This window comes from Rhodopseudomonas palustris (assembly GCF_003031265.1).
Classification (GTDB): domain Bacteria; phylum Pseudomonadota; class Alphaproteobacteria; order Rhizobiales; family Xanthobacteraceae; genus Rhodopseudomonas; species Rhodopseudomonas palustris_H.
Window position 1 is genome coordinate 1,218,281 of record NZ_CP019966.1, and the last position, 13,676, is coordinate 1,231,956.

At 66.9% G+C, this 13,676-nt stretch carries 8 protein-coding genes; 4 read left to right on the forward strand and 4 right to left on the reverse strand.

All coding sequences use genetic code 11. The features are described 5' to 3' along the window. The first annotated feature begins 83 nt into the window (after positions 1–83). Positions 84–3,098 carry a pyruvate, phosphate dikinase gene (gene ppdK, locus RPPS3_RS05660; RefSeq protein ID WP_199852192.1) on the forward strand — a complete coding sequence of 1,005 codons (3,015 nt, stop codon included), beginning with the start codon at positions 84–86 and terminating at the stop codon, positions 3,096–3,098. A 320-nt stretch (positions 3,099–3,418) separates the two neighbouring features. Continuing rightward, on the forward strand, positions 3,419–4,849 hold the full coding sequence (locus RPPS3_RS05665) for a cell wall hydrolase (protein ID WP_107343226.1): 1,431 nt from the start codon (positions 3,419–3,421) through the stop codon (positions 4,847–4,849). A gap of 330 nt (positions 4,850–5,179) precedes the next feature. Here the strand turns inward: RPPS3_RS05665 and nadC are convergent, their stop codons facing one another. The 3 genes from nadC to nadA all read right to left on the reverse strand — a co-directional run bounded on the left by nadC (position 5,180) and on the right by nadA (position 8,889). Further along, positions 5,180–6,055 carry a carboxylating nicotinate-nucleotide diphosphorylase gene (gene nadC / locus RPPS3_RS05670; RefSeq protein WP_107343227.1) on the reverse strand — a complete coding sequence of 292 codons (876 nt, stop codon included), beginning with the start codon at positions 6,053–6,055 and terminating at the stop codon, positions 5,180–5,182. Positions 6,056–6,069: 14 nt separating this feature from the next. Continuing rightward, complete coding sequence (locus RPPS3_RS05675) at positions 6,070–7,683, reverse strand: L-aspartate oxidase (protein WP_107343228.1); 1,614 nt, start codon at positions 7,681–7,683, stop codon at positions 6,070–6,072. A 93-nt stretch (positions 7,684–7,776) separates the two neighbouring features. Continuing rightward, positions 7,777–8,889, reverse strand: a complete 1,113-nt coding sequence (gene nadA / locus RPPS3_RS05680) for a quinolinate synthase NadA (RefSeq protein ID WP_012494788.1) — start codon at positions 8,887–8,889, stop codon at positions 7,777–7,779. A gap of 350 nt (positions 8,890–9,239) precedes the next feature. Between nadA and acuI the strand changes: the two genes are divergently transcribed. Further along, entirely contained in the window at positions 9,240–10,226 is a 987-nt protein-coding gene (gene acuI, locus RPPS3_RS05685; RefSeq protein ID WP_107343229.1) for an acrylyl-CoA reductase (NADPH), read from the forward strand. Positions 10,227–10,340: 114 nt separating this feature from the next. Further along, complete coding sequence (locus tag RPPS3_RS05690; RefSeq protein WP_107343230.1) at positions 10,341–10,925, forward strand: hypothetical protein; 585 nt, start codon at positions 10,341–10,343, stop codon at positions 10,923–10,925. 34 nt (positions 10,926–10,959) lie between these two features. Here the strand turns inward: RPPS3_RS05690 and RPPS3_RS05695 are convergent, their stop codons facing one another. Continuing rightward, complete coding sequence (locus RPPS3_RS05695; protein WP_107343231.1) at positions 10,960–13,641, reverse strand: DUF2339 domain-containing protein; 2,682 nt, start codon at positions 13,639–13,641, stop codon at positions 10,960–10,962. Positions 13,642–13,676: the final 35 nt, after the last annotated feature.

The window sequence follows — 13,676 nt, forward strand, 5'->3', positions numbered from 1 at the left end:
GGTTCCGCCAGCTTGCTTGAGACCGCTAAAACGTGGTCTAAAGCGCCCGTTTTCTGTTCCTCTTTCGCGGACCGTTGAGAGCCATGGCCAAAGCCGCTTCGAAGAAGAAGACCGCCCCGAAATCCAAGTCTTCCGGGACTGCGCGTGGAAAGGGCGCTGCCGCGTCGAGTGCACGCAAGGCAGTGGCGAAGAGCCCGCCGAAGCCGGCCAAGAAGGCTGTTAGCAAGCCGGCCGCCAAGCCCGCTGCAAAGCCCGCCGCGAAGTCGAAAGCGGTGACCAAGCCCGCCACCAAGACGGTGACCAAGGCTGCAACCAAGCCGGCAACGAAGCCCGCGACCAAGCCGGCCGCCAAGGCGGTGGCCAAGGCCGCTGCAAAGCCCGCCAAGAAGCCCGTCGCCAAGGCCGTTGCCGCGCCGAAGGCCGGCAAGTGGGTCTACACCTTCGGTGACGGCAAGGCCGAAGGCCGCGCCAACATGCGCGACCTGCTCGGCGGCAAGGGCGCCAACCTCGCCGAGATGGCCAATCTCGGCCTGCCGGTGCCTCCGGGCTTCACCATTCCGACCTCGGTCTGCACCTACTTCTACGCCAACGGCAAAACCTATCCGAAGGAGCTGCAGTCGCAGGTCGAGCGCGCGCTCGAGCACGTCGGCAAGCTCACCAACAAGAAGTTCGGCGACGCCAAAAACCCGCTGCTGGTGTCGGTGCGCTCCGGCGCCCGCGCTTCGATGCCGGGCATGATGGACACCGTGCTCAACCTCGGCCTCAACGACGAGACGGTCGAAGCGCTGGCCGAGAAGTCGGGCGATCGCCGCTTCGCCTATGACAGCTATCGCCGCTTCATCACGATGTACTCGGACGTGGTGCTCGGCTTCGAGCACCATCACTTCGAGGAAATCCTCGACGCCTATAAGGACGCCAAGGGCTTCACGCTCGACACCGATCTCGATGCCGACGACTGGGTCGATCTGGTCGGCCAGTACAAGGAAGCCGTGGCGCGCGAGACCGGCGAAGACTTCCCGCAGGATCCGCATGCCCAGCTGTGGGGCGCGATCGGCGCGGTGTTCTCGTCGTGGATGAACGCGCGCGCGGTGACCTACCGCCGCCTGCACGACATTCCGGAATCCTGGGGCACCGCCGTCAACGTCCAGGCGATGGTGTTCGGCAACATGGGTGAGACCTCGGCGACCGGCGTCGCCTTCACCCGTAACCCGTCGACCGGCGAAAGCCGGCTGTACGGCGAGTTCCTGATCAACGCGCAGGGTGAGGACGTCGTCGCCGGCATCCGCACCCCGCAGGACATCACCGAGCACGCCCGCATCGAATCCGGCTCCGACAAGCCGTCGATGGAAATGGCGATGCCGGAGGCGTTCAAGGAGCTGACTCGGATCTACACCCTGCTTGAGAAGCACTACCGCGACATGCAGGACATGGAGTTCACGATCGAGCAGGGCAAGCTCTGGATGCTGCAGACCCGCGGCGGCAAGCGCACCGCCAAGGCGGCGCTGCGGATCGCGGTCGAGCTCGCCAACGAGGGCCTGATCAATCGCAAGGACGCCGTGACCCGGATCGAGCCCGGTTCGCTCGATCAGCTGCTGCACCCGACCATCGACCCGAACGCCAAGCGCGACGTGATCGCCACCGGCCTGCCGGCCTCGCCCGGCGCCGCCTCCGGCGAGATCGTGTTCTCGTCGGATGAGGCTGCCAAGCTGCATGCCGACGGCCGCAAGGTCGTGCTGGTGCGCATCGAGACCAGCCCGGAAGACATCCACGGCATGCATGCCTCGGAAGGCATTCTCACCACCCGCGGCGGCATGACCTCGCACGCCGCCGTGGTGGCGCGCGGCATGGGCAAGCCCTGCGTCTCCGGCTGCGGCGCGATCCGCGTCGACTACGGCCGTGGCACGATGATGATCGGCAACCGCACCTTCAAGGCCGGCGACATCATCACCATCGACGGCGGCACCGGCCAGGTGCTGGCCGGCAAGATGCCGATGATCGAGCCGGAACTGTCGGGCGACTTCAACACGCTGATGGGCTGGGCCGACGAAGTCCGCAAGCTCAAGGTCCGCGTCAACGCCGACACCCCGGCCGACGCCCGCACCGCGATCAAGTTCGGCGCCGAAGGCATCGGCCTGTGCCGCACCGAGCACATGTTCTTCGAAGAGACCCGCATCCGCACCGTGCGCGAGATGATCCTCGCCGAAGACGAGCAGTCGCGTCGCTCCGCGCTCGCCAAGCTGCTGCCGATGCAGCGCGCCGACTTCGTCGAGCTGTTCGAGATCATGAAGGGCCTGCCGGTGACGGTGCGCCTGCTCGATCCGCCGCTGCACGAGTTCCTGCCGCACACCCAGGCGGAGATCGAGGAAGTGGCGCGGGCGATGAATGCCGATCCGCGCCGGCTCGCCGATCGCGCCCGCGAGCTCGCCGAGTTCAATCCGATGCTCGGCTTCCGCGGCTGCCGTCTGGCGATCGCCTATCCGGAGATCGCCGAGATGCAGGCCCGCGCGATCTTCGAGGCCGCGGTCGAGGCCGAGAAGCGCACCGGCGAGCAGGTCGGTCTTGAAGTGATGGTGCCGCTGATCGCGACCCGCGCCGAGTTCGAGCTGGTCAAGGCCCGGATCGACGCCACCGCGCAGGCGGTGAACCGCGATACCGGCAGCAATCTGAAGTACCATGTCGGCACCATGATCGAGCTGCCGCGCGCCTGCCTGATGGCCGGCGACATCGCCGAGAGCGCCGAGTTCTTCTCGTTCGGCACCAACGACCTCACCCAGACGACGTTCGGCATCAGCCGCGACGACGCTGCCAGCTTCCTCGGCACCTATATCGAGAAGGGCATCTTCTCGGTCGATCCGTTCGTGTCGGTGGACCGGGACGGCGTCGGCGAGCTGGTCCGCATCGGCGTCGAGCGCGGCCGCAAGACCCGCGCCAAGCTCAAGGTCGGCATCTGCGGCGAACACGGCGGCGACCCGGCGTCGGTGGCATTCTGCCACGAGGTCGGCCTCGACTACGTGTCGTGCTCGCCGTATCGCGTGCCGATCGCGCGGCTCGCCGCGGCGCAGGCTGCGCTCGGCAAGGGCATCGCCAGCCAGGCGTAATCGCGCCTCGCAAAACTGATCAGATTTCGAATGGCCGGGCTTTGTCCCGGCCATTTGTATTTGCGCGCTGGTAACCGACGACGCGGCTGATGTGCAACGCCTTGTTAACGACGTTGCACAACGCATTCTTAACCACCGTTATGAAGCGCTGATTCACCACATTCGCAGCCGGTTCCGCGAACTAACAGCTTGGCGTTGCGTGTTGCGCGGATGCATCGGCCATTAACGCACGGGCAACTTTAATCGGATAACAACAGAAACGATCAACTTGTCCGAAACCGTCGGACTTGATCGCGAGTAAGCGTTGCGTGAGCGTATCGATGTCAGTCATGCGTAACCGGTCGAAGGGCGCGCGGATTGCGTCCTTCGGCCTCGGGGTCTGTGTCTTCGCGGCGCTGCCCAATGAAATCGGACACCAGGATATTGCGTCGCTGCTGGTTCGGCAGACGGGCGTCACCGAGCGCTGGCAGAAGCGGATGTTCGCGTCCTCGCTCGGCTCGGTGCAGGTCGCGACGTTCTCGTTCGGCCGGCCGCTCGGAACCTGGACGCCGCAGCTCGGCTCGTCGCGCCTGGTCAGCATCGAAGGCCGCAGCGGCGGCCTCGCCGCGACCCACAATCCGCTGCTGCAGGCGCCGTCCCGTTACCAGGCGTCCGACTACCCGAAGGTCGACCGCACCCTGAAGGGCGACCGCCTCGCGCTTGCCAAGCCCGACCAGTCGCCGACCCTCGAAGTCGCGCCGACGCCGGAGGATGCCGGAGCGCAGGCGCCGAACGTCGCCGGTGCCAAGACCGCCGACCAAATCCCGGGTTCCGATCAGAACGGCGCTGTCCACGCGGCCGAAGCCTCGCCGGCGCTCGATCCGGAGCTTGCCGAAGCGCTGAAGTCCGAACCGCTCCCGCAATACGATGGCTCGCTGTCGCTCGATAAGGACCACGAGGCGGCCGCTGTCGCGCCGCGGCCGCGCGATCCGTTCTCGTTCAAGACCGCCAGCCTGTTCTTCGGCACCGGCTCGCTCGGCGGCATGGATGAGTCGCTCGAGCAATGGCAGCCGGGTGAAGAGCCGATCATCGTGTCGCCGAACGCAGCCGATCCCGACATGAAGTCGCCGTTGCCGCAAACCGCTGCACTCGATCCGTCCGCGTCGGGCGAGACCATCGCCGGCAAGGGCCAGGTCAACGCCGATCACCACGTCAAGACGCCTGCCGAGCGGCTCGGCCTCGCCAACGACTCCAAGCTCCGCGCCAAGCACGAGAAGTGCCTGGCGGAGGCGGTGTATTTCGAATCGCGCGGCGAAAAGGTGCGCGGTCAGATCGCGGTGGCGCAGGTGGTGCTCAACCGCGCGTTCTCCGGCTTCTATCCGACCAACGTCTGCGGCGTGGTCTATCAGAACAAGAACCGCCGCTACGCCTGCCAGTTCACCTTCGCCTGCGACAACATCGCCGACGTGGTGCGCGAGCCGGAGATGTGGGATCGCGCCCGCAAGATCGCGCGCGCGATGCTCGACGGCAAGCTGTGGCTGCCCGAAGTCGGCAAGTCGACTCATTACCACGCCTACTGGGTGCGGCCGTCCTGGGTCCACGAGATGAAGAAGATGTACAAGTTCGGCGTACACACCTTCTATCGTCCGCGCGCCTGGGGCGACGGCAGCGACGCCCCGAGCTGGGGCACCGCCGCCGAAACCGCTTCGATCGCCGCCCAACTCGCCGAAGCCGCCAAGAGCTCGGCGGAGATTCAGGCCAAGGGCAACTAAGCGCGTCGTGGTGTGCGGGCATCGCCCCGCGGTCGCCCTAAGCAGTCATTCCGGGGCGCGCGCAGCGCGAGCCCGGAATCTCGCGGTTTGGAAGGCGGCGCATTGCCCCGCTTCAGATTCCGGGTTCGCTCGCTCTCGCGAGCGCCCCGGAATGACGGGGCGGAGTTATTACTTGTATGCCGACGCCATGCGCGGGCTTGATCCGCCCCGCGGGGCACAAGCCCCCTCGGCGCGGCGAAGGCCCGTTCTTCAAGAGGATGGATTGCCGGGTCGAGCCCGGCAATGACGTTAGTAGAGCAAGAAGTCTTGTGCTGTTTGCCGAGCGCCAGCCTAAGCGTCGATATCCAGCGCGACGTCGAAGTTCGGGGCCGAGTGCGTCAGCGCGCCGGAGGAGGCGTAGTCGACGCCGGTGGCGGCGATGCTGCTGATCGACTCGCGGGTCACGCCGCCGGAGGCTTCGAGCACGACGCGGCCGGCGCTCATCGCGACGGCCTGCTTCAGGGTGTCGAGGTTCATGTTGTCGAGCAGCACGACGTCGGCGAGGCCGGTGTCGAGCACCTCGCGGAGCTGATCGAGGGTGTCGACCTCGATCTCGATCTTGACCAGATGGCCGATCTTGGCACGCGCCGCTTCCAGCACAGGGCGGATGCCGCCGGCCACCGCGATGTGGTTGTCCTTGATCAGGATGGCGTCGTCGAGGCCGAACCGGTGGTTGAAGCCGCCGCCGCAGCGCACCGCATATTTCTCCAGCGCCCGCAGGCCGGGCGTGGTCTTGCGGGTGCAGCAGATCCGCATCTTGGTGCCCGCGGTGTGGCGGACGTAGTCCGCCGTCAGCGTCGCGATGCCAGAGAGCCTGCCGACGAAGTTGAGCGCGGTGCGCTCGCCGGTCAGAACGGCGCGAGCCGGACCGGAGATCGTCAGCACCTGAATGCCGGCCGCCACACTGTCGCCGTCGCGCACATGGGCGGTGATGGCGACTTCCGCGGAGAGCTGGCTGAAGGTCTCGATCGCCAGCGGCAGCCCGGCGATCACGCCGGCCTGGCGCGCCACCAGGATGGCGTGGGCTTGGGTCGCCTCCGGGATGGTCGCGACCGAGGTGACGTCGCCGGCGCGGCCGAGATCCTCATCGAGCGCGCGGCGCACCGCATCGGTGATCGCCAATGGCGACAGGAATGCATCGGGATGCAGCAGGGCAGACGGCAACATGAAGGGGGTCCTGATCAGGCGAGGGATTGCGCAGCGAGACGTGGCGCGCGCGGGGCAGCGTCGCCGAGCGCGGCGGCGCGTTCGCGGGCTTGCGCCAGCGATGTGGTGGTGCGCTTGGCCTGCGCAGGGTTCTCGGTCGGATAGTCTGCCCGGTAATGCGCACCGCGGCTCTCGGTGCGGGCCAGCGCCGCGGTGGCGACCAGCAGCGCGGTCGTGGCCATATTGGCGAGCGTGGTCGACGAGGTCTCGGCTTCGAGCGCCGCAAAGGTCCGCACCGCTTCGCTTAGCCCGTCACGATCGCGGATCACGCCGACCTTGCCGGCCATGGTCTGCCGCAGCAACTGCTCCTGCGCCGGATCGATCGGCGTGCTTTGCGTCTCGTGTACATCGAGCCGCGACTTGGTGGCGGCGAGTTCGGTGCCGGCGATGCCTTCGGCAATCCGCGCCGCGTACACCACCGCTTCGAGCAGCGAGTTCGAAGCAAGCCGGTTGGCGCCGTGCGCGCCGGTGCAGGACACTTCGCCCGCGGCCCACAGCCCACGCAGCGAGCTGCGGCCGTGCATATCCACAGCGATGCCGCCCATGTGGTAGTGCGCCGCCGGCGCGATCGGGATTGGCTGGGTCGCAGGATCGATCCCGGCCGAGATGCAGCTCTCGTACACGGTCGGGAAATGCTCGGCGAAATGCGTGCCCAGCGCCTTGGTGGCGTCGAGATAAGCGCCGCGGCCGGAGGCGACTTCGGCGAACACACCGCGGGCGACGATATCGCGCGGCGCCAGCTCGGCGAGCGGATGCGCCGCGAGCATGAAGCGCTCGCCCTGGCCGTTGATCAGGATCGCGCCTTCGCCGCGCAGCGCCTCGGTGGCAAGCGGCGCTGGATCACGGCCAACCATGATGGCGGTCGGATGAAACTGCACGAATTCCGGGTCGGCGATTCGCGCGCCGGCGCGGGCCGCGATCGCCAGCCCGACGCCGCGGGCCTCGATCGGATTGGTGGTCACGGCATAGAGATGGCCGATGCCGCCGGTGGCGAGCACCACGGCACGCGCGGCGATGTGCATCGGCGTGCCGGCGGCGTTGCCGACCTTGCGCAGCCGCAGTCCGGCGACCGCGTCGTCGTGCATCAGCAGCCCGTCGGCGAACCAGCCTTCGATCACCTTGATCGACGGCGTTTTGCGGACCGCGTCGGTGAGCGCGCTGATGATCGCCTGGCCAGCCATGTCGCCGCGGACGTGGACGATGCGCCGCGCTGAATGCGCCGCCTCGCGCGCCACCGCCAACCGGCCTTCGAGGTCGCGGTCGAACGGCACGCCGTAGCTGAGGAGATCGTGGATGCGCGCGGCGGCTTCGCCGGCGAGGCGATGCGCCACCGCCTCGTCGACCAGTCCGGCGCCGACCGCGATGGTGTCGGCCGCATGCGATTCGGCGCTGTCGCCTTCGCCGACCGCCGCGGCGATGCCGCCCTGCGCCCAGGCGGTGGAGGCGCCTTCGCCGAGCGGCGCGGCGCTGATCACCGTCACCGGACGCGGCGCCAGCTTCAGCGCGCAGAACAGGCCGGCGAGACCGCCGCCGACGATAACGACGTCACCATGGACGCCAAGATGTGCGAACTCGGGCGTGGTGCTCATGCGGCGATCCAACTCTCACGCGATTGTCCGCGAACGCCTTCGATGCACAGCGATGGCGGCACGGACGCCGCCATTCGTCGCAAGCCCTGAGGCTCAGTTGTTCAGGTTGATCATCCGTTCCACCGAGCGCCGGGCCGGCGCGATGATGGCGGGATCGACCGTCACTTCCTCACGCAGGTACACCAGGCTGTCGAGGATCTTCGCCAGCGTGATCCGCTTCATGTGCGGGCACAGATTGCACGGCCGCACCATTTCGACGTCGCGCAGCTCGGCCTGGACGTTGTCGGCCATCGAGCACTCGGTGATCATCACCACGCGCTTCGGATGCTGGGTCTTGACCCAGTTGATCATGTGCGCGGTCGAGCCGGTGAAGTCGGCTTCGGCCAGCACGTCCGGCGGACATTCCGGATGCGCGATGATCTTCACGTTCGGATCGGCCTCGCGATAGACGCGCAGCTCGTCGCCGGTGAAGCGCTCGTGGACCTCGCAGGCGCCCTTCCAGGCGATGATCTTCACCTTGGTCTGGGAAGCGACGTACTTCGCCAGATATTGATCCGGCACCATGATGACACGGTCGACGCCGAGGCTTTCGACCACCTGCACGGCGTTCGACGAGGTGCAGCAGATATCGACCTCAGCCTTTACGTCGGCCGAGGTGTTGACATAAGCGACCACCGGCACGCCCGGGAATTTCTCGCGCAGCAGCCGAACGTCGGCGCCGGTGATGGAAGAGGCGAGCGAACAGCCGGCGCGAGAATCCGGGATCAGCACGCGCTTCTCCGGATTCAGGATCTTCGACGTCTCAGCCATGAAGTGCACGCCACACTGCACGATGGTCGAAGCCTTCACCTTGGTGGCTTCGATCGCGAGCTGCAGCGAGTCGCCGACGATGTCGGCGACGCAGTGGAAGATTTCCGGCGTCTGGTAGTTGTGCGCCAGGATCACGGCGTCGCGCTCGCGCTTCAGCTCGTTGATCGCCTTGACGTAGGGCGCCATGAACGGCCACTCGACCGGCGGAATGACGGTCTGCACCTTCTCGTACAGGTGCGCCGTGGCGGCCTCGACCTCCGGCGTCCATTCCAAGGACGGCATCGGCAGCGCGCGGGCGCGTTCGGTGGCACTCAGCGGCGCGCGCGGAAGCGATCCTTGGCGCGCATGCGGCGGCAGGCCGAAATTCTCCGGACCGTAGAGTTCAGCAAGCGGCATCGACGCCTCCTTGTACCGCGCTCCAATATATACTCAGTTTGAGCATATGCTGGGTTTGAGAAATCCGGCCACGATGGGCCGGCAACTTCCAACCGCTGCGATGAACCGCTTCCCTAAAGCCTTCGCGTCCCCGCGCCCCGCTTCCAGGAACCTATGAGGAAACACTTATCCTCATTCAGAGCATAACTAATATAACACGTGGCTCCAGGTTCCGCCAGAGGCCGAAAGGGTTAAATCGTCACACCAGAGTCACGCATTTGCATCGCTGCAGCGCAGCGATCTTTACAGCGGGCCTGCGCTTTCTCTAACTCACGTCGGCATCGGCAAGCACAATTCAAGGGGGAGCGACAATGGCGACGTTCAAGGCGATCCGGATCGACAAGGCCGAGAAGGGCACCGTTTCGGCGCTGACCCAGTTCGACGAGGCCGAGCTGATGGACGGCGACGTCACGGTCGCGGTCGAGTGGTCGACCCTCAACTACAAGGATGGTCTCGCGCTCACCGGCAAGGCGCCTGTGGTGCGCCGTTTTCCGATGATCGCCGGGATCGATTTCGCCGGCACTGTGCTGGAGTCGTCGCACCCGGACTGGAAGGCCGGCGACAAGGTGGTGTGCAACGGCTGGGGCATGGGTGAAACTCACCTCGGCGCCTATGCGGAGAAGGCCCGCGTCAAAGGCGACTGGCTGGTGCGGTTGCCGCAGTCGCTGAGCGCGCGCGACGCGATGGCGATCGGCACCGCCGGCTACACCGCGATGCTCAGCGTGTTGGCGCTGGAGAAGCACGGGCTCACCCCGCAGGATGGACCTGTGGTGGTCACCGGCGCGGCCGGAGGCGTCGGCTCGGTGGCGATCGCGCTGTTGTCGAAGCTCGGCTATCACGTCATCGCTTCGACCGGCCGGGCGTCCGAAGAGGCTTACTTGCGCCAGCTTGGGGCCGCCGAGATCATCGACCGCAACGAGTTGTCCGGTCCGGCCAAGCCGCTGGCGAAGGAGCGCTGGGCCGGCGGCATCGACAGCGTCGGCTCGACTACGCTGGCCAATCTGCTGTCGATGACCAAGTACCGCGGCGCCATCGCGGCCTGCGGCCTCGCAGCCGGCATGGACCTGCCGAGCTCGGTCGCCCCGTTCATTTTGCGTGGAGTGTGTCTTTACGGCATCGACTCGGTGATGTGCCCGCTGCCGGAGCGCAAGCGCGCCTGGGAGCGACTCGCAACCGATCTCGATCCGGCAAAACTTGCGGAAATCACGCAGGAAATTTCCCTCGACCAGGTCATCGACGCCGGCGCCAAGGTGCTGGCCGGTCAGGTCCGCGGCCGCATCGTGGTGAAAATTTCGTAGGGGATCGGTTACTTCGTTCAGACTTTACCAACCAAGCTGCGCCATTCTTGCCGCAGTTTGTATGGTAAGGATCGGGTTAAGCGAGTTTCACCCGCTCCCAGTAGGAGTACAGGCATGTTTGCGCGTTTCGTTGTCGGCGCTGTGATATCCGGCGCTGCGGTCCTTCCGGCGATGGCTGGTTCGATGAATGCGGACGAGGCGCGCAAATTCGTCGCCAACAAGGTGTTTGCATTCACCTGCTTCGACGGAACCCGCGGCGCAGGCCGCGTGTTCGACGATGGCGGCGCCGCCGGCCAGGTCCAATTCTCCGGCTCCGGTCCCAACCGTTTCATGCGGCTGCCCGGCAACACGCTGCAGGTTCGCGGCGAGGCGATCTGCGCGTCGATCAAGGGCATTCCGTTCGAGCCCTGCTTCAACCTCAACAAGACCAGCGAGCGCAGCTTCCGCGGTTCGGTGTCGGGGATGGGCTTTGCGTATTGCGACTTCCGCCATCAGGGCCGGATCCAGCTCGCGCGCGCCATTTCGCATTCTCACGCGCAGAGCCGGCCGCGCTCGCTGCACGCGCCGGGCACTCAGCAGCGTGCCGAAGTCACCGCCAGCGTTCCGACGCCGCGCGTCGAGTCGGCCCGGCTCGATCCGCCGAGGGCCGAGACCGCCAAGATCGAAGCCGCGTCCGAACTGCGCCGCTCGACGGACTAACACTGATCGTTCCTGCTGCTGATCTTATGGTCAGTTAAGCCCCCGCCGACGGCGGAGGCTGCGATGGCGCGTCCGCCGCCGCTGTGCTGCGCGGCCGGAACAGGATGCGCTGATACAGCCATCCAATCGCTACCAGCACCACGCCGAGGCCCATGAAGGACAGCGCCCGGTACACGCCGGTCAGCGTCGACATGTCGATCACGAACACCTTCAGCACGGTGAGGCCGATCACCACCGCCGACGCCAGTCGCGCGCGCTGCGAGTTGAACAGCAGTCCGGCACCGAGCAGGATCACACCGCAGATCAGCCACGCCACCGAGTAGGTGTATTGTTCGGCATCGGTGGTCGGCCCGTAAGACAGAATCGGGCCGTGATACACGCGCTGCACCTGCAGCGTCACGTAAGCGAGCCCCATGATCAGCGCCAATACGGCGAAGCCGTTGCCGTAGACCGGGCGCCGCACGCCTGCGACCGCATAGGACAGCAGCAGCGCCAGCACGGCCGGCAGGGCGTAAGCGAGCACGAGGCGGTTGATGATCAGCCCGCCGACATCGGTGGCCCAGAACGTGGGGTTCTCCCACAGCAGCAGGCCGAAAACGCTGCCCAGTGCTGCGAAGATCGCGAGCAGGATCGCAGCGATATTGTGCACGGGGCTGTGGCTGCGCAGCCGCAATCGTTCCAGGCCGATTGCCATGGCCAGCGTGACGCAAACCTGCAGCGCGACTTCGGTGAGCCCCGCGCTGTCGCGATAGACGTCGCCGCCGTTTACGGCATGACGGATTTCCATAAAGGCCAGTAGCACCGTGAACAGGATCGCGGCGGATTCCACCATGCGGAGCGGTTTGTCGTCGCCGCGCCGGCGCATCCAGATGCTAGCCAGCCAGAACGAGGCCGCCGGGACGCCGTAGCCCCACAGCAGCCAGTTGAACACCGGTGTGGTGCCGACCGCGTCGCCGACGATCCGCGGCTCCCAGCCGATCCGCGCCACCACGATGCCGGCGAGGATCGCGGCGAGCCAGCGCAGGAACGGGATCGGTCGTTGCAGCGAGATCCACGCGGTGCCTGCCGCCATCAGCGCCAGCGCGATAGTGAGCCAGCCCTTCTCCAGCGCGAAGGTCAGCCCCAGCGCCAGCGCGCCGAGCGTTCCGGTTGCGAACAGCGCGATCGAGATCGGCAGCCCCGGCCGGTTCTCACGCTTGCTGAGATGTTCGGTGGCGAAACCGAACGCCGCCGCGAGCACGATGGCGACGATCGCGAACGGAATCGAGCGGTCGAGATGCGCGATCCGTGCGTACAGTGCGATCAGCAGCGCCAGCGGTGTGAACACGCCGGCTGCAGCCCAGATCACCGGAACGGCTGCGTTCGAAGATCGTCCCTGCGCCAGAATGCCGAAGCCTGCGAAGCCGAGGCCGAACACCGCGGCGGCGATCAGATGCGTCGTCACCGGACCCGACAGCGGATCGGCACCGATCCCCGGCAGCGCTCCGCCAGGAAGGACGAGCAGCTCGGGACTGCCGCGCACCACCCACGACAGAAACACCAGACCGACTAAGCCAGCCGCAGCGCCGACCGCGGCAGTGGCGGACGCAGCCTGCCAGGCGATGCCGAGCGTAGCGGCGACCAGCACGGCGAACACGATCAGCGCCGCATCGCCGTGCGTGCTGGCTACCACGATCAGCGCGGCGCCGAGCAAATAGGTCGCAAGCGTGACTGATGACACCGGCTCGATCCGGCCCGGCTCGATCGCGGGGCCGAACAGCAGGCCGCACACCACCAAGAGTGCGGCGAGCGCGAAGCCTGCGATGACGTGGAAGGCATGCGGCGCGACGAGCGTTGCGGCGCCTTCGAGGCCGGGCAGCGTCCACAGCAGCGCAAGAATGACCGTCGTCACCGCCAGCCAGCGCCACAGCCGGATGCGGGCGAGCGCGAACGAAGCGGCTGTGACGACCGCCAGATAGATATACAGCGCCCAGTAATCGGGCTCGCCCGACGACACCAGCACCGGTGTCGCAAAGCCGGCGACGACGCCGAGCCCGGCGAGTGCCGGTCCATGGAGCAGCGCTGCGGCGAGCGTGCCGAGCGCGACAAGGCCGAGCAAAATGAAGGCGGTCGCGGGCGCGAGGAAATCGTACAATGCGTAAGCCGCATACACGGTTGCAAAAGCCACCGCGGTGCCGGCGGCGGTGAGGATCGCCGGGATGTTGGCGATCGGCAGTGCGGCGAGCTGCGCGACGCTTTCCTTGCGACGCGTGACTTCGCCGGCGATCAGCAGCGCCAGCGCGAACAGGCCGCCGAGCAGCACCCGCACGCCGGGTCCGAGCAGGCCCTGCTCGATCGAGTAGCGCACCATGAAGAAGCCGCCGAGCGCCAGCGTCAGGCCGCCGATCCACACTACCCAACGGGTGCCGATCCGCTCTTCGAATCCTGGCTTCGCAGCTTGCGGCTCCGCCTCGACGGAGGAGGCAGCCGTTGTTCCGAGAGCTGGGGCTTCGGCCGTGACCGTCGCGACCATCTCCGGCACCGGCTCGGCCTCAGGAGCCAGCGGAGCTTCCTGGATCGCGGACGGAGCAGCCGTGGCGGCTGGGGGCGTCGCGGGGAGGGACTGTCCTGCGGTGAGGGCGTCGAGCCGGGCGCGTAGCTGAACGATCTGGGTCTGCGTCTTGCGGGCGATCACCAGGGCGACGATGGCGATCGCAAAAGCCAGTAGCTCGAACATCCAACCTCCAGGCGAGCGGCCCGGGTGGTTGGGCG

Bases quoted from the DNA above. Each gene is read 5' to 3' on its own strand.
- ppdK (WP_199852192.1), top strand. From the start codon at position 84: ATGGCCAAAGCCGCTTCGAAGAAGAAGACCGCCCCGAAATCCAAGTCT.
- RPPS3_RS05665 (WP_107343226.1), top strand. From the start codon at position 3,419: ATGTCAGTCATGCGTAACCGGTCGAAGGGCGCGCGGATTGCGTCCTTC.
- nadC (WP_107343227.1), bottom strand. From the start codon at position 6,055: ATGTTGCCGTCTGCCCTGCTGCATCCCGATGCATTCCTGTCGCCATTG.
- RPPS3_RS05675 (WP_107343228.1), bottom strand. From the start codon at position 7,683: ATGAGCACCACGCCCGAGTTCGCACATCTTGGCGTCCATGGTGACGTC.
- nadA (WP_012494788.1), bottom strand. From the start codon at position 8,889: ATGCCGCTTGCTGAACTCTACGGTCCGGAGAATTTCGGCCTGCCGCCG.
- acuI (WP_107343229.1), top strand. From the start codon at position 9,240: ATGGCGACGTTCAAGGCGATCCGGATCGACAAGGCCGAGAAGGGCACC.
- RPPS3_RS05690 (WP_107343230.1), top strand. From the start codon at position 10,341: ATGTTTGCGCGTTTCGTTGTCGGCGCTGTGATATCCGGCGCTGCGGTC.
- RPPS3_RS05695 (WP_107343231.1), bottom strand. From the start codon at position 13,641: ATGTTCGAGCTACTGGCTTTTGCGATCGCCATCGTCGCCCTGGTGATC.